At 74.9% G+C, this 16,933-nt stretch carries 12 protein-coding genes; all 12 read left to right on the forward strand.

Going from position 1 to position 16,933, the window contains the following annotated elements:
• Positions 1 to 130 precede the first annotated feature (130 nt).
• Complete coding sequence (locus EKD16_RS12225) at positions 131 to 1,549, forward strand: MFS transporter (protein WP_131098498.1); 1,419 nt, start codon at positions 131 to 133, stop codon at positions 1,547 to 1,549.
• Between the two features lie 53 nt (positions 1,550 to 1,602).
• The gene (locus tag EKD16_RS12230; RefSeq protein ID WP_131102446.1) at positions 1,603 to 3,639 is read left to right on the forward strand and encodes a molybdopterin oxidoreductase family protein; all 2,037 of its coding nucleotides are present in this window, start codon (positions 1,603 to 1,605) and stop codon (positions 3,637 to 3,639) included.
• Positions 3,640 to 3,811: 172 nt separating this feature from the next.
• Entirely contained in the window at positions 3,812 to 5,251 is a 1,440-nt protein-coding gene (locus EKD16_RS12235) for an FAD-dependent oxidoreductase (protein ID WP_131098499.1), read from the forward strand.
• A gap of 114 nt (positions 5,252 to 5,365) precedes the next feature.
• Positions 5,366 to 5,929, forward strand: a complete 564-nt coding sequence (locus tag EKD16_RS12240) for a (2Fe-2S)-binding protein (protein WP_131098500.1) — start codon at positions 5,366 to 5,368, stop codon at positions 5,927 to 5,929.
• Positions 5,926 to 6,957 (forward strand): FAD binding domain-containing protein, encoded by a 1,032-nt coding sequence (locus EKD16_RS12245; protein WP_131098501.1) that lies wholly within the window; start codon positions 5,926 to 5,928, stop codon positions 6,955 to 6,957. Before EKD16_RS12240 ends, EKD16_RS12245 begins: the two co-directional genes overlap by 4 nt.
• Complete coding sequence (locus tag EKD16_RS12250; protein WP_131098502.1) at positions 6,954 to 9,044, forward strand: xanthine dehydrogenase family protein molybdopterin-binding subunit; 2,091 nt, start codon at positions 6,954 to 6,956, stop codon at positions 9,042 to 9,044. Before EKD16_RS12245 ends, EKD16_RS12250 begins: the two co-directional genes overlap by 4 nt.
• A 268-nt stretch (positions 9,045 to 9,312) precedes the next feature.
• Entirely contained in the window at positions 9,313 to 11,925 is a 2,613-nt protein-coding gene (nirB, locus tag EKD16_RS12255; RefSeq protein ID WP_131098503.1) for a nitrite reductase large subunit NirB, read from the forward strand.
• A 52-nt stretch (positions 11,926 to 11,977) separates the two neighbouring features.
• Positions 11,978 to 12,379 (forward strand): nitrite reductase small subunit NirD, encoded by a 402-nt coding sequence (gene nirD / locus EKD16_RS12260; RefSeq protein ID WP_131098504.1) that lies wholly within the window; start codon positions 11,978 to 11,980, stop codon positions 12,377 to 12,379.
• Positions 12,376 to 13,566 carry a uroporphyrinogen-III synthase gene (locus EKD16_RS12265; RefSeq protein ID WP_131098505.1) on the forward strand — a complete coding sequence of 397 codons (1,191 nt, stop codon included), beginning with the start codon at positions 12,376 to 12,378 and terminating at the stop codon, positions 13,564 to 13,566. The genes nirD and EKD16_RS12265 overlap by 4 nt, the downstream gene beginning before the upstream one ends.
• Positions 13,566 to 14,258, forward strand: coding sequence for a sirohydrochlorin chelatase (locus EKD16_RS12270; protein WP_207391510.1), 693 nt, complete (start codon positions 13,566 to 13,568; stop codon positions 14,256 to 14,258). The genes EKD16_RS12265 and EKD16_RS12270 overlap by 1 nt, the downstream gene beginning before the upstream one ends.
• A 150-nt stretch (positions 14,259 to 14,408) precedes the next feature.
• Positions 14,409 to 15,620 carry a dual specificity protein phosphatase family protein gene (locus EKD16_RS12275; RefSeq protein ID WP_131098506.1) on the forward strand — a complete coding sequence of 404 codons (1,212 nt, stop codon included), beginning with the start codon at positions 14,409 to 14,411 and terminating at the stop codon, positions 15,618 to 15,620.
• Positions 15,621 to 16,160: 540 nt separating this feature from the next.
• On the forward strand, positions 16,161 to 16,862 hold the full coding sequence (locus EKD16_RS26360; RefSeq protein ID WP_278248934.1) for a septal ring lytic transglycosylase RlpA family protein: 702 nt from the start codon (positions 16,161 to 16,163) through the stop codon (positions 16,860 to 16,862).
• Positions 16,863 to 16,933 lie beyond the last annotated feature (71 nt).

Below are 16,933 nucleotides of genomic sequence, written 5' to 3' on the forward strand. Positions count from 1 at the left end.
ACCGCGCCCGCCCGCGCCGGGTGAGGGCTCCGTTTCCCGGGTGTTACGGCCAGACACGCCCAGGCAACTCCGGCTGCCTACCGTCGATCGCGTTGCGTGAACCCCGACGCCGATCGAGGAAGGCCAGGCCGTGACCGCACAGAGCACCACGCCGCCCCGCACCCGCGGGCGCTGGATCGACCGCTGGGACCCCGAGGACACCGGGTTCTGGAACGCCTCGGGGCGGCGGATCGCCAACCGCAACCTGTGGGCCTCCATCTTCGCCGAGCACATCGGGTTCTCGGTGTGGAGCCTGTGGTCGGTGCTGACCCTGTTCATGACGCCCGAGACCGGTTTCGACTTCACGCCCGCGCAGAAGTTCCTGCTGGTCTCGGTCGTGTCCCTGGTCGGCGCCGTGCTGCGGGTGCCCTACACCCTGGCCGTGCCGAAGCTCGGCGGCCGCAACTGGACGCTGATCTCGGCCACCGCGCTGCTGGTGCCCACCGCGCTGGCGGCGGTGCTCATCCAGCGCCCCGACACCCCCTTCTGGCTGTTCGTGCTGCTGGCGGCCACCGCGGGACTGGGCGGGGGCAACTTCTCCTCGTCCATGGCCAACATCAACTCCTTCTTCCCCGAGCGCAGCAAGGGCTGGGCGCTGGGGCTCAACGCCGGGGGCGGAAACATCGGTGTGGCCACCGTCCAACTCGCCGGGCTGGGCGTCATCGCCGCCTTCGGCGCGGCCCAGGGCTATCTGCTGGCCGTGCTCTACATCCCCCTGCTGCTGCTGGCCGCCGCCGTGGCCTACGCGCGCATGGACAACCTGAGCGGCGCCCGCGCCGACGCGGGGGCCCAGATCGCCGCTGCGCGGGATGGCCACTTCTGGATCATGTCCTTCCTCTACATCGGCACCTTCGGCTCGTTCATCGGGTTCTCCTTCGCCTTCGGGCTGCTGCTGCAGAACCAGTTCGACCGCACGCCGCTGGAGGCCGCCGCGGTGACCTTCCTCGGTCCGCTGCTCGGCTCGCTGATCCGCCCGCTCGGCGGGCGGCTGGCCGACCGCTTCGGCGGCGCCCGGGTGACGCTGTGGAACTTCGCCGCCATGGCGGCCGGCACCGGAGTGATCGTGGCGGCCTCGCTGATGGGGTCGCTGACGCTGTTCACCACCGGGTTCATCGCGCTGTTCCTGCTCACCGGTATCGGCAACGGCTCCACCTACAAGATGATCCCGGCCATCTACGCCGCCGAAGCCGAGAACCGGATCGCCGCCGGCGTGCCCGCCGAGCAGGCCCGTGCGGAGAACAAGCGCATCAGCGGCGCGGTGCTGGGCCTGGTGGGCGCGGCCGGCGCGCTGGGCGGGGTCGCCATCAACCTGGTGTTCCGCCAGTCGTTCATCAGCTTCGGCGACGCGATCCCCGGATACGTCGCCTTCCTCGTCTTCTACCTGGCCTGTGCGGCGGTGGTCTACCGGGTCTACCTGCGCCGCCCACCGGGCGCCGCCGACCGCGCCGGCGCGGCCGAGGCCGCCCCGGCGGGAGAGCGCGCCGAAACCGGCAGGGTGGCCACGCCGTGAGCACCCCCGCCGCCACCCGAACCCACTGCCCCTACTGCGCGCTGCAGTGCGCCATGCACGTGGAGACCGGCCCCGGCGGCGCCCCCGCGACCCGCCCGGCCGAGTTCCCCACCAACCGCGGCGGACTGTGCCGCAAAGGATGGACCGCCGCCGAACTGCTGGGCTCCGCGCAGCGCCTCACCCGCCCCCTGCTGCGCACCGACCGCGATTCGGCCTTCGCCGAGGCCGACTGGGACACCGCGCTGGACTTCGTCGCCGAACGGCTGATGCGGCTGCGCGAGCAGCGCGGCCCCGACTCGGTCGCGGTCTTCGGCAGCGGCGGGCTGACCAACGAGAAGTCCTACCTGCTGGGCAAGTTCGCCCGCCTGGCGCTGGGCACCTCCCGCATCGACTACAACGGCCGGTTCTGCATGTCCTCGGCCGCCGCCGCGGGCAACCGGGCCTTCGGCCTGGACCGGGGACTGCCGTTCCCGCTGCCCGACGTGGGCGGGGCCGAGGTCGTGCTGCTGGCGGGGGCGAACCCGGCCGAGACCATGCCCCCGCTGATGGGCCACCTGGCCGGTCCCCGGCTGATCGCGGTGGATCCGCGCCGCTCGGCCACCGCGGAATCCGCTCTGGAACGCGGGGGCATGCACCTCGCGCCGCGCCCGGGTACGGACCCGGCGCTGGCGCTGGGTCTGCTGCACGCCGCCCGCACCGAGGGCCTGCTGGACACGGCCTACATCGCCGCGCGCACCAGCGGTTTCGAGGCGGCCTGGCGCCACGCCGCCGCCTTCTGGCCCGAGCAGACCGAGCAGGTCACCGGGGTGCCCGCCGAGCAGGTCCGCGCAGCCGCCCGGCTGCTGGCCACCGCGAACGGCGCCTACGTGCTGACCGGGCGCGGCGCCGAGCAGCACGCCAAGGGCACCGACACCGTCGCGGCCTGGATCAACCTGGCCCTGGCGCTGGGCCTGCCCGGCCGCGAGGGCTCGGGCTACGGCTGCATCACCGGCCAGGGCAACGGCCAGGGCGGGCGCGAGCACGGGCAGAAGGCCGACCAGCTGCCGGGCTATCGCCGCATCGACGACCCCGCCGCCCGCGCCCACGTCGCCGGCATATGGGGAGTCGAGGCCGCCGACCTGCCCGGCGCGGGCCTCAGCGCCGTCGAGCTGCTGGACGCCCTCGGCAGCGAGACCGGTCCGCGCGCGCTGCTGGTGTTCGGTTCCAACCCCGCGGTGTCGGCGCCCGACGCCGAACACGTCCGAAACCGGCTCTCCTCTGTGGATCTGCTCGTCACCTGCGACTTCGTGATGTCCGAAACCGCCGCTATGGGCGACGTCGTCCTCCCTGTCGCCCAGTGGGCCGAGGAAGAGGGCACGATGACCAACCTGGAGGGCCGCCTCCTGCGCCGCCGCGCCGTGCTGGCCCCGCCGGCCGGGGTGCGCACCGACCTGGAGGTGATCTCCGGGCTGGCGCGGCGGATCGGCCAGCCCGAGCACCGCTTCCCCGCCGACGCCGGAACGGTGCTGGACGAACTCGGCCGGGCCTCCGGCGGCGGCGCCGCCGACTACTCCGGCGTCAGCGCCGAGCGGCTGGAGGCCGGCGAGGAGGTGTTCTGGCCCGTTCCCGACCCGGCCGCCAGCACACCGCGCATGTTTTTGGACGCCTTCGCCCACCCCGACGGGCGGGCCCGCTTCGCCGCGGTCGGCCACCGGCCCCCCGCCGAGGAGACCGACGCCGACTTCCCGCTGATCGCCACCACCGGGCGGCTGATGGGCCACTACCAGTCCGGCGCCCAGACACGGCGCATCGCCGAACTCGCCGCAGCCGAACCCGAAGCCTACGTCGAGGTGCACCCCGAGACCGCCGCACGGGCCGGACTGGCCGAAGAGCAGTGGGCGCACGTGGTCTCCCGGCGCGGAACCACCCTGGCGCGGGTGCGCCGCCGCGCCGACGCGCGCCCCGACACCGTGTTCCTGCCCTTCCACTACGGCGGCGCCCAAGCCGCCAACAACCTCACCAACGCCGCACTGGATCCCCTCAGCCGCATGCCCGAGTTCAAGTTCGCCGCCGTGCGCCTGGAGAAGGCCGACGGAGCCCCGCCCGCCTGACGGCGTGCGCCGGTCCCGAAGCCGCCGACACGCACCCGCCGCCGCCCGCACCACCTACTCCAGAGCCGCCGCGAAAGACGAGCCGCACCATCCACCCGGCAGCACGCCCCAGGTCGACGAAGGGAGGCCGGTGCCGCCCGGCGCGCCCAGCGCCCTCCGGCACCGATACGACATGCCCACACACTCCACACACCCCGCCCGCCGCATCGCGGTGATCGGCAACGGCATGACCGGCTCCCGCTTCGCCGAGGAGGTCGCCCGCCGCGACCCCGCCGGCGAACGCGTCCGGGTGAGCCTCGTGGGAGCCGAGGACGAACCCGCCTACAACCGCGTCCTGCTGCCCGGTGTCCTCGCCGGCCGCTACTCGCCCGCCGACATCCGCCTGCCCGTGCCCGAAACCCCCGCGGTGGCGGTGCGCACCGGCACCGCCGCCCGCTCCCTCGACACCGCCCGCCGCCGGGTCGAACTCGACGACGGCACCGGCCTGGACTACGACGAACTCGTCCTGGCCACCGGCGCCCGCGCCGCCTTCCCACCCATCCCCGGCCTGGCCGCGGCCGACGGCGCCCCCGAGGACGGCGTCACGGCCCTGCGCGACGCGGCCGACTGCCGCCGGCTGTCCGCCCTGGCCCGCCCCGGCGGCCCCGTCGTCGTCCTCGGCGGCGGCGTGCTGGGCCTGGAGGCCGCCCGCGCCCTGGCCGAACGCGGCATGCGGGTCTCCCTGGTGGAATCCTCCCCCTGGATCATGCGCCGCCAGATCGACCGCCCGGCCGCGGGCATCCTCGCCGAGCTCTACTCCCGCCTGGGCGTGGCCGTCCACTCCTGGCGGGTGGCCGCCCGCTGGATCCCCGGCACCGGACTGGAGCTCGACGACGGGCGGGTGCTGCCCGGCGACGCCCTGGTCGTCACCGCCGGGGTGCGCGCCGACACCGAACTGGCCGCCGCCGCCGGAATCGACGTCGACCACGGCGTCCGCGTCGACGACACCCTGGCCACCAGCGCCCCCCGCGTGCACGCCATCGGCGACTGCGCCCAGCACCCCGGCGGCGGATCCGGGCTGGTCCAACCCGGCTGGGAGCAGGCCGCCGTCCTGGCCGACCTGCTCACCGGAACCCGCCCCGCCTCCCGCTACACCGGCGCCCGCCCCGTCACCCGCCTCAAAGCCGAAGGCATCGAGCTGACCGCGATGGGCGAAACCGAGGCCGACGACACCGCCGAGACCGTCACCATCGCCGACCCCCACGGCGGCCGCTACGCCAAACTGTCGGTGCGCGACGAACGCATCGCCGGCGCCGTCCTACTCGGATTCCCCGACCCGGCCGCGGCCGTCGCCCAGATGTTCGACAGCCGCGCCCCGGTACCCGCCGACCGGCTCGCGCTGCTCACCGGCCGCCCGACACCCGCCCCCGAGCAGGCGGGCCCCGCGCCGCTGGTGTGCCGCTGCAACGCCGTCAGCCGCGACGACCTGGAGACCGCCTGGCTCGACGGCGCCCGCACCCGCGAGGACATCGCCCGCACCACCCGCGCCACCACCGGGTGCGGCGGCTGCACCCGCGACGTCGACGCCCTGCTGTCCGGCTGGAACGACGCCCGGCCCGTACCCGCGCCCTGAGCCCACCGCTCCCGCCGCCGCACCGGGGCCGGCGCGCACCGCGCGTGTTTACCCCGCTCCGCCGAGGTCAGCGGGGCGGCATAGCCCGGCTGCCGCGCGAACGGCGAGGAGCACATGGAAGCCGACATCACTCTCACCGTCGACGGGCGCGACTGCGCCCTGCGCGTCGACACCCGCACCACACTGCTGGACGCCCTGCGCGAACACCTGCGCAACACCGCCCCGAAGAAAGGGTGCGACCACGGCCAGTGCGGCTCGTGCACCGTGCTGCTCGCCGGCCGGCGCGTGGTCAGCTGCCTCGTCCTGGCCGCCGCGGCCGACGGCGCCGAGGTCACCACCTCCGCCGGACTCGGCGACGCCGAGCACCCCCACCCCCTCCAGCAGGCGTTCCTCGACCACGACGGCCTGCAGTGCGGCTACTGCACACCCGGCCAGATCTGCTCCGCGGCGGGCATGCTGGACGAGGCCGCCGCCGGCTGGCCCAGCGCCGCCACACCGCCCGACGAGGGCGCCGACGCGGCTCCCGCGCTCACCGCCGCCGAGATCCGCGAGCGCATGAGCGGCAACCTCTGCCGCTGCGGCGCCTACGCCGGCATCGTCGCCGCCGTCGAGCAGGCGGCCGCCTCCGGCGCCGGCGGCGTGCACAGCGGCGCCGCCCCGCAGAAAGGTGCGCGATGAAACCCTTCGACTACCGCCGCGCCGACGACGCCGCACACGCCGCCGCCCTGGTCGCCGACCACCCCCGAGCCGCGTTCCTCGGCGGCGGCACCAACCTCGTCGACCACATGAAACTGGGGGTGGCCGCCCCCGACCTGCTCGTCGACATAACCCACCTGCCGATGGAGGGCATCGAGCCGCTGCCCGGCGGCGGGATCAGCATCGGCGCCAACGTACGCAACAGCGACGCCGCCGCCCACCCGTTCATCCGCCGGCGCTACCCCGTGCTCTCCCAGGCGCTGCTGTCGGGCGCGTCCGGCCAGCTGCGCAACGCCGCCACCACCGGCGGCAACCTGCTGCAACGCACCCGCTGCGTCTACTTCCAGGACACCACCACGCCCTGCAACAAACGCGAACCCGGGTCGGGCTGCTCGGCGCTGGAGGGCTACCAGCGCTACCACGCCGTCTTCGGCGCCTCACCCGACTGCGTGGCGACCCACCCCTCCGACATGGCGGTGGCGATGACCGCGCTCGACGCCGACGTGGTGGTCCAAGACGCCGCCGCCGAGCGCCGCATCCCGCTGTCCCGGCTGCACCGGCTGCCCGGCGAGGCGCCCGAGCACGACACCGTGCTCTCCCACGGCGACCTCATCACCGCCGTCGAGCTGCCCAAGATGCCCATGGCCCTCCACTCCCGCTACCGCAAAATCCGCGACCGCTCCTCCTTCGCCTTCGCGCTGGTCTCGGCCGCGGTGGCCGCCGAACTCGCCGACGACGGCACCGTCGCCGACGTGCGCATCGCACTGGGCGGCGTGGCGCACAAACCGTGGCGGGCCCTGCTGGCCGAGGAGGCGCTGCGCGGCGCGGCCGCCACCGAGCAGAACTTCGCCGCGGCCGCCGAGGCCGAACTCTCCGAAGCCCGCCCGCTGCCCGGCAACATGTTCAAGGTCCCGCTGGTGCGCTCGGCCGTCACCGCCACCCTCCGCGACGTCTGCACCGGACTGCGCGGCCGCTCCGACGGCCACGACCCGCGAGAGGGGGAGCGGTGACAACCGTCAACCACACCGCGACCGCCGTCGGCGCGGCGGCACCCCGTTCCGACGGCCCCGAGAAGGCCGCCGGCACCGCCCGCTACGCCTACGAGTACGAGGTCGCCGACGCCGCCTACATCGCACCCGTGCAGGCCACCGTGGCCCGCGGCCGCGTGCTGGAGGTCGACACCGCCGACGCCGAGGCCGTCGACGGGGTGCTGACCGTCCTGTGGCACGGCAACGCGCCCCGCCTGGACACCGACGCCGAACTCGACCCGCTGCAGAAACCGGCCGAACTGGCCGTGCTGCAGTCGGCCGAGGTCGCCTACCGCGGCCAGCTCGTCGGCGCCGTCGTCGCCGAGACGTTCGAGGCCGCCCGCCGCGCCGCCGCACTGGTCACCGTGCGCTACGAGCAGATCCCGCACGACACCGACCTCTCCGACCAGCGCAGCGACCTCTTCGCGCCCGAGGAGGACCACCTCCAGGGCGACGTCGACACCGCCGAGCCCGCCGACGCCGTGGTGGAGCACACCTACACCACCGCGATGCAGCACAACAACCCGATGGAGCCGCACTCCACCATCGCCCACTGGGACGGCGCGGCGCTCACCCTGTACGAGTCGACCCAAGGCGCGCCCCTGGTCAGCAGCACCGTCGCCGCGCTGCTCGACCTCGAACCCGCCGACGTCCGCGTCGTCGCGCCCTACGTCGGCGGCGGGTTCGGGTCCAAGGGGCCGCTGCACGCCCCCACCGTGCTCGCCGCGCTGGCCGCGCTCGCCCTGCCCGGCCGCTCGGTGAAACTGGCGCTGACCCGGCGGCAGATGTTCGCCCTGGTCGGCTACCGCAGCCCGACGATCCAGCGCGTGCGGCTCAGCGCCGCCGCCGACGGGCGCCTGTCGGGCATCGACATGGTCTCCACCTCCCAGAGCTCCCACATCGCCGACTTCGTCGAACAGGCGGCGCTGCCGGCCAAGTCCATGTACGCCGCGCCCAACCGGCGCATGGGCCACCGCGCCGTGCGCCTCGACGTCGCCGTGCCCACCTGGATGCGCGCCCCCGGCGAATGCCCGGGGATGTTCGGCCCCGAGGTCGCCATGGACGAACTCGCCTGGGCCTTGGGCCTCGACCCGATCGAGCTGCGGCTGCGCAACGAACCCGAGACCGACCCGCACACGCACAAGCCCTTCTCCAGCCGCAACCTCGCCGCCTGCCTGCGCGAGGGCGCCCGCCGGTTCGACTGGGCCGACCGGGCGCCCGCGCCCGCCGCCCGCACCGAGAACGGCTGGCGCGTGGGCCTGGGCGTGGCCGCCTCCGCCTACCCCGTCGTGCCGCCGCCCGCCCATTCGCGCGCCCGCATCCGCTACGAGGGTGAGGGGCGCTACCTCGTCGCCCTGGGCGCCGCCGACATCGGCACCGGCGCCGCGACCGCACTGGCCCAGATCGCCGCCGACGCGCTGCGGGTGCCGCTGGAGCGGGTGCGGGTGCGCCTGGGCGACAGCGCGCTGCCGCACGCGTCCGTGGCGGGCGGCTCCACCGGACTCATGTCCTGGGGCTCCACCGTCCACACCGCCGCCGGCGCCTTCCGCGGCCGCCACGGCGAGGCGCCCGAGCCCGGCGCCGAGGCCGAGTCCGACCTGCCGGAGAACCCCGCCGCCCAGGAGTACGCCATGTACGCCTACGGCGCCCAGTTCGCCGAGGTGCGCACCCACGCCGAGACCGGAGAGGTCCGGGTGCCGCGGCTGCTCGGCGTCTTCGCCGCCGGACGCATCGTCAACGCCCGCACCGCCCGCTCCCAGTTCCTCGGCGGTATGACCATGGGGCTGTCGATGGCCCTGCACGAGGAGAGCGTGCTCGACCCGCGCTTCGGCCACACCGTCAACGGCGACCTCGCCGAATACCACATCGCCGCCAACGCCGACGTGGAGGACATCCAGGCGCACTGGATCGACGAGGAGGACCCCCACGTCAACCCCCTGGGCGCCAAGGGCATCGGCGAGATCGGGATCGTGGGCACCGCCGCGGCCGTGGCCAACGCCGCCTACCACGCCACCGGCGTGCGGGTACGCAGCCTGCCGGTGCGCCTGGACGACTTCATCGGCACCTGAAGCGCCGCCCGGCCCCGCCGCCCGCCTGCCCGGGCGGCGGGGCCCGCGCGTGCCCGCCGGTGCGCAGAGCCCCGGCCCCTGCCCGGGCGCCCGTGAAACCCCGGGTCAGCGCACTCACCAGGCTCCCGCCTGCGGTGACAGGGAAACGAAACATCTCCTTCACGGACGGCTGACGGTCGCGAAACACGCTCCGGGTTGCCTGAAAGGCACAGAGCAGCGGCCGCCCGCGCTCGGCGCCCCGCCCACAAGCGAGGAGAAGAACCCGAACATGAGACAGCTCGTGGTCATCGGCAACGGCATGGTCGGACACCGCCTTGTGGAGGCCGTCCTCAGCCGCGACACCGGAACCGGCGCCGGCGCCGACGCCGGCGCCGGCGCCGACACGAACACCGCCTGGCACATCACCGTCCTCGGCGAGGAACCGCGCCCCGCCTACGACCGGGTCGCGCTCTCCGCCTACTTCGACGGAGCCGGCGAGGAGCAGCTGCGCCTGGCCGACCTCTCCCGGCGCCCCGGCGTCGAACTGCTGCTGGGCGAGCCCGCCACCGCCATCGACCGCACCGGGCGCACCGTCACCACCTCCACCGGCCGCGTACTCGGCTACGACGCGCTGGTGCTGGCCACCGGCTCATCGCCGTTCGTCCCCCCGGTGCCCGGACACGACCTGCCCGGCTGCCACGTCTACCGCACCATCGACGACCTGGAGGACATCACCGCCACCGCCCGCAGCGCCGCCGCCCGCGGCGCCCAGGCCGGCGTGGTCATCGGCGGCGGCCTGCTGGGCCTGGAGGCCGCCGACGCGCTGCGCCTGCTGGGGATGGAACCGCACGTGGTGGAGATGGCGCCGTGGCTGATGCCCCGCCAGGTCGACGAAGGCGGGGGAGCGGTCCTGGGCCGCCTCATCGCCGACACCGGCGTCACCTGCCACACCGCCGCCGGGCTCACCGGCATCGAAACCGCCCCCGACGGGCGCAACCTGCACGTGCTGCTGGGCGAGGACGGCCCCGAGCAGCGCCGCATCGACGCCGGCATCGTGGTGTTCTCCGTGGGCGTGCGCCCCCGCGACGGACTCGCCCGCTCCGCCGGACTCGACATCGGTCCCCGCGGAGGCGTCGCCGTCGACTCCGCCTGCCGCACCAGCGACCCCCGCATCTACGCCGTGGGCGAATGCGCCAGCGCCGACGGCACCGTCTACGGGCTCATCGCCCCCGGCAACGCCATGGCCGAAGTCGCCGCCGACCGCATCGCCGGCGGCGAGGCCGCCTTCACCGGCGCCGACACCTCCACCAAACTCAAACTGCTGGGCGTGGACGTGGCCAGCTTCGGCGACGCCCTCGGCACCGCCGACGGCGCACTGGAGGTCGTACTCAACGACGCCCCCGGCCGCCGCTACGCCAAGCTCGTCGTCTCCGACGACGCCACCACCCTGCTCGGCGGCATCCTGGTCGGCGACGCATCGGCGTATGCCGGGCTGCGCCCCCTGGTGGGCCGCGAACTGCCCGGCGACCCCCTCGACCTCATCGCCGGCGACCGCAGCGGCGCCGGCGGGGGAGCGGGCGTGGCCGCCCTTCCCGACGACGCCCAGGTCTGCTCCTGCAACGCCGTCACCAAGGGCGCCGTCCGCACCGCCATCGACGAGGGCAGCACCGACATCGGCGCCCTCAAGTCCTGCACCAAGGCCGGCACCAGCTGCGGCTCGTGCGTGCCCATGCTCAAGACCCTGCTCGCCGACTCCGGCATCGAGCAGTCCACGGCGCTGTGCGAGCACTTCGACCACTCCCGCGCCGAACTCGTCGAGATCATCACCGCCACCGGCACCACCGCCTTCTCCGAGCTCATCGAGCGGCACGGCACCGGGCGCGGCTGCGACATCTGCAAACCCGCCGTCGCCTCGATCCTCGCCTCCCTGGGCGGCGGCCACATCCTCGAAGGCGAACAGGCCGCGCTGCAGGACACCAACGACCACTTCCTGGCCAACATCCAGCGCAACGGCACCTACTCGGTGGTGCCCCGGGTGCCCGGCGGCGAGATCACCCCCGAGCGGCTCATCGCCATCGGCCGGGTCGCCGAGGAGTTCGGCCTTTACACCAAGATCACCGGAGCCCAGCGCATCGACCTGCTCGGCGCCCGCGTCGAACAGCTGCCCGCCGTCTGGAGCCGCCTGGTCCAAGCCGGTTTCGAGTCCGGGCACGCCTACGGCAAGGCGCTGCGCACCGTGAAGTCCTGCGTGGGCGACACCTGGTGCCGCTACGGAGTCCAGGACTCGGTGGGCATGGCCATCCGACTGGAACTGCGCTACCGCGGCCTGCGATCCCCGCACAAACTCAAGTCCGCCGTCTCCGGCTGCGCCCGCGAATGCGCCGAGGCCCGCGGCAAGGACTTCGGCGTCATCGCCACCGAGCACGGCTGGAACCTCTACGTCGGCGGCAACGGCGGATTCACCCCCCGCCACGCCCAACTGCTGGCCGCCGACCTCGACGACGACACCCTCATCCGCTACATCGACCGGTTCCTGATGTTCTACATCCGCACCGCGGACCGCCTGCAGCGCACCGCCGCCTGGATCGAGCAGCTCGACGGCGGCCTGGACCACCTGCGCGCCGTCGTCGTCGACGACAGCCTGGGTATCGCCGCGGAACTGGAGGAGGCCATGGCCCGCCACACCGCCGGCTACTCCGACGAGTGGCGCGGCGTGCTGGAGGACCCCGAGAAGCTGGCCCGCTTCGTCTCCTTCGCCAACGCCCCCGAAGCGCCCGACCCCACCATCGCCTTCGACACCGAACGCGACCAGCCCGTCCCGGCCGGCCCGGTGGCCCTGGGCATGCCGACCCGCCGCGGCGCCCCGGACCCGGCGCCCGAACCGGCCGGCTCACCGACCTGAGCCCCCGACGCCCCGGGCCGCCACCGCCCCCGCCCACCTGGAGGTGCCGCATATGAGCACGCCGACGCCGACGCCGACGCCGACACTGCCACTGCCCGCAAGCCCCGACCGGCTGTGGGTCGCCGCCTGCGACTCCGATAGGCTCACTCGTGAACGCGGCGTCGCCGTCCTGCTTCCCGACGGCTCCCAGGCCGCCGTCTTCCGCACGCACGACGACGTGCTCTACGCCGTGGGAAACATCGACCCCTTCAGCGGTGCGGCGGTGATCTCCCGCGGCATCGTGGGCGACCGGGCCGGCGAGCCCACCGTCGCCTCGCCCATGCTCAAGCAGGTGTTCTCCCTGCGCAGTGGACGGTGCCTGGACGAGCCGGACACGGGGCTCGCCACCTACGCCGTGCGGCTGCGCGAGGGCGTGATCGACGTCAGCACCCGACCGGACGAGGCAGCGACATGACACCCACGCCACCGACCGTGCCCGCCGCCCGCGCCCACGACGACACCGACGCCCCGACCGACGCCACCGTGGCCCCGCTGGCCGGGTTCACCGTGGCCGTCACCGCCGCCCGCCGCGCCGACGAGCTGGCCGCGCTGCTGCGCCGCAAGGGCGCCGAGGTCCTCAGCGCCCCGGCGCTGCGCATCGTCCCGCTCAGCGACGACCAGCGCCTGGCCCACGCTTCGCAAGAGCTGACCCGCCGCCCCGCCGACGTGGTCGTGGCCACCACCGGCATCGGCTTCCGCGGCTGGGTCGAGGCGTGCGACACCTGGGGCAGCGCCGAGGCGCTGGTGTCCGCGATGGGCTCCTCCCGCCTGCTGGCCCGCGGCCCCAAGGCCAAGGGCGCCATCCGCGCCGCCGGGTTGAGAGAGGAGTGGTCCCCGCCCTCGGAGTCCTCCGCCGAGGTGCTGGACTACCTGCTGGAGAAGGGCGTGGCGGGGCTGCGCGTCGCCGTGCAGCTGCACGGCGAGCCGCTGCCCGACTTCTGCGCCGCGCTGCGCATGGCCGGCGCCGAGGTCGTCGAGGTGCCCGTCTACCGCTGGACCGAGCCGGAGGACACCGCCGGGCTGGACCGGCTCATCGAGGACGTCGCCGGCGGCGGCGTCGACGCCGTCACCTTCACCAGCGCACCCGCCGCCGCGGGCCTGCTCGACCGCGCCGGGCACCTGGGCCTGCACCGCGGCCTGGTCTCCCGCCTCTGCGGCGACACCATGGCCATGTGCGTGGGTCCCGTCACCGCCCGCCCCCTCATGGCCGAGGACATCCCCACCCCCTGGCCCGACCGCGCCCGCATCGGCGCCATGGTCAAACGCCTGGCCGAAGAGCTTCCCGAACGCTTCCCCAACCTGCCGGTGGCCGGACACCGGCTGCAACCGCGCGGGCACGCCGTGCTCGTCGACGGCGTGGTCTGCCCCCTTTCGCCCGCCCTGATGCGGGTGCTGCGCGAGCTGGCCCGCCGCCCCGGCGCCGTCCGCGACCGCGCCGACCTGCTCGCCTCGCTGGGCGGCGACGGCGACGCCCATGCGGTGGAGACCGCCGTGGCCCGGCTGCGCGGCGCGCTGGGCGATCCCCGCATCATCCAGACCGTGGTCAAGCGCGGCTACCGCCTCGCGCTGGACACCGGCGAATGCGCGACCAGAGGAGACTGATGGCCCTCCCCACCCTCCTGCTGGCCGTGCACGGAACCCGCGAACCCCGCGGCAGCGCCGCCGCGCGGCGCCTGGCCGGCGCCGTCGCCGAGCTGACCGGCGCTCCGGTGCGACTGGGCTTCGCCGACGTCCTGGCCCCCGACGTGGGCGAGGTCGCCGCCGGCATCGACGGCCCCGTCGTGGTGGTGCCCGCCTTCCTCGCGGCCGGCTACCACGTCCGCGTCGACATCCCCGCCCAGTTGCACCGCGCCGGCCGCGGCGACGCGGTGGTCACCGGCGCCCTGGGCGAAGACGACCGGCTGCTGCAGGCCGCCGTGCGCCGCCTGCGCCGCGCCGGATGGCGCACCGGCGAGGCCGTGGTGCTGGCCGCCGCCGGCTCCTCCGATCCCGACGCCCGCGCCCAGGTGGACCAGGCGGCACAGCGGCTGTCGCGGCGGCTGGGCGGCGCCGGCGTGGAGGTGGGCTACGTCGCCACCGCAGAACCCGCCGTCGCCGAGGCGGTGCGGCGGCTGCGCGCCCGCGGGCACCGCCGCGTCGCGCTGGCCTCCTGGCTGCTGGCGCCGGGACTGTTCCACCAGCGCCTGGCCGAGGCCGGAGCCGACTCCGTGGCCCGGCCGCTGCTGCCCGACGCCGGAGTGGCCGCCGCCGTCGCCGCGCGATACCAGGCCGCTGCGCTGCTCGCGGCGGTCTGAGCGGGCGCACCCGCCGCACGGGAGGCCGAGGCCGGTGGCCGCATGCGCCAAAGGTCCACTACGGTAGTCGGTCGCCGGGCATGATCGAAGCGGCTCCCGCCGATCGCGGCCGCCGGCGGTACCCCTCGACCCCGATCTGCTGGGAGAGCCATGCCCTCCGACCTGTCCCCGGCCACACCCTCCGGCACGCCCGCCTCCGCCGCCAGCGGGCACGCGGCGCCGGGCGCCTGGCAGCGCGACGATCCGCGCCACGACCGCGCGGCGGGCGCATGGGTGGGCGCGGCGGCCGCCGCATGCATGGTCGGCGCGCCCGCGGCCGTGGCCCGGGGACTGCTGGCGCCCTCGGGCGAGGCCGATGCGGTGCCCGCCCGACTGGCCCGCCTGCTTGAGTCGGCCCTGGCCGCCCTCGACGAGCCCGGCATCGAGAGCGCCCCCGGCTCGGCCCCCGAGCGGGCCTTCGCCCGCGCCCTGCGGGCCGCGGCGGCCACCGGCCGCGTCCCCGACGCCGAGACCGCCGCCGACGGCGACGTGATGGGCGCCGCCTGGCGCGCCGTCTCCGAGACCCCGGTGCCGCCGCTGGACTCGGCGGGCCGCGTGTTCCCGTGCACCCACCTGGTCGACGCGGTGTGGCGGGCCTCGGCCGTCGGCGGCGACGAGGCGGCCATGTACGCCGGCGCGCTCGCCGGAGCCCGGTGGGGCGTCTCCGGCGTGCCGCTGGAGGCCCAGCGCCGGCTCTCCGACGCCGTCGAACCCCGCGAGTTGATCGCGCGCGCCGTCGTGCTGGCCCGCGGCAGCGACCCCGGCGGCTGGCCGGAGCGGTCGGGCTACCACACCGGCGACTCCGCCGGCATCTACACGCCCTTCCGCACTCCGCACCCCCACGACTCCGGTGTGCTGCTGGGAAACCTCTCCCACCTGCGCGAACGCCCCGACGACGTCGACGCGATCGTCTCGCTCAACCGCCTGGGCCCCGAGGACGTCCACGACGGCGTGCCCGCGCCCGACCGGGTCGAGGTGTGGCTGGCCGACACCCCCGCGGTCAACCCGAACCTGCACTTCGTGCTGGAGGAGGCCGCCGCTTCGGTGGCCGCGCTGCGCGCCGAGGGCAAGCGGGTGCTGCTGCACTGCGCGGCCGGGCAGTCGCGCACCCCGGCGGTGGCCGCCCACTACGCCGCCCGCAGCCTGGGCGCCGACGTGCGCGAAGCCCTGCGCACCGTCATCACCGAGGTCGGCGGCCACCTGGACAACCCCGAGCTGGCACGCACCGCCGCCGCGCTCAACGGCGTCCAGCTCTCAGACGCCGCCGCCGAACTGTTCCCCGAGGGCCTGCCTCCGCGCCGCGGCGCCGATGCCGCGCGCTGAGCCGGCGGAGCCGCCTGCGGCGGCGCCTGCGCTGCACTGTGCGGTCGTGGCACCGGGCGGGGTTCAGCTGTCCTGAATGAAAAGCGGCGGCATCGAGGACGGCGGGCACCCGGCCCGGTCGGCGCGGGCGCCGTCCTCGCTGTCCTTCCTGCGAACGGTTGACCCCCACCGGGGCGGCGGGTAGACACGGGAGCGGTTCGTTCGAAGATGCCACAAATAGGGCGTTATGCAGGTGAAACGCCCATGATGACGGCGCAGGGCGCCCCTGTGTCGCCTCCGTGCATCCGACCCGCAGCTCTATGCAGCCACCTCAGGTGACAAACTGCACAAACCTTCACCTACTGGACGCGTTACCCTCTTGTGATGAATAATCTCGTCCTCGGCACCCGGTAGACCCCCGCGGCCTACCGCCCCCGTGCCCCGAGGCCGCTGCCACCACCCCCCTGTCCTGGGTGGCGCCGCCGCGCAAGGCCCGACCGCCCCAGCTATTCCGGTCGCATGCGCGGCTGACCGCAGTCCCCGTTCGAAGGACCATCCGCCGTGGGCAATCACGCGCCCTCCCGCGCCTCCCTGCGCGAACGCCTCAGAGCCAACCGCTCCATCGTCGTCATCACCGCGACCGGCGCCGTGCTCATCGCCGCCGGAACCGCCGGCGCCGCCACCGTCAGCGGACTGACCGCCGGCCCCGAGGCCGCCTCCAGCGAGGTTCGCCTTCCCGCCGCCGAGACCGCCGACGCCCGGCCCGCGCCCCAGCAGACGCAGTCGGCCGGGGCGCAGCAGGGCCAGGACCACGACCAGGCTCGCCAACAGCGCGAACAGGCCCGCCAGGCGGCCACGCAGTCCTTCAGCGGAACCACCTCCGAGAAGGAGAAACCCGAACCCGAACCCACCCAGGAGAGCTCCGACTCCGGCTCCTCCTCCGCCGGATCGGGCGGCGGATCGGACATGACCCCCACCGGCCAGGGCGGCTCCTGCGAAGCGTCCATGTACAGCGAGCCCCAGCCCACCGCCAGCGGCGAGCGATTCGACCCCAGCGCCATGACCGCCGCCCACAAGACACTGCCCATGGACACCATGGTCCAGGTCACCAATCCCGCCAACGGCCAGTCGGTCACCGTGCGCATCAACGACCGCGGCCCCTACATCGCCGGGCGCTGCCTGGACCTGTCCACGGCTTCCTTCGAGCAGATCGCCTCGGCCAGCGCCGGCGTCGTCGACGTCGAATGGCAGGTCGTCAGCTGAGGCGGCCTTTTGGCCCCGCACAGCCCGCCCACACCCCCCGGCACCGGCACCGCCGCGCCCGCAACCGCGGA

Origin of the sequence: Streptomonospora litoralis (genome assembly GCF_004323735.1) — a bacterium.
Lineage (GTDB): Bacteria > Actinomycetota > Actinomycetes > Streptosporangiales > Streptosporangiaceae > Streptomonospora > Streptomonospora litoralis.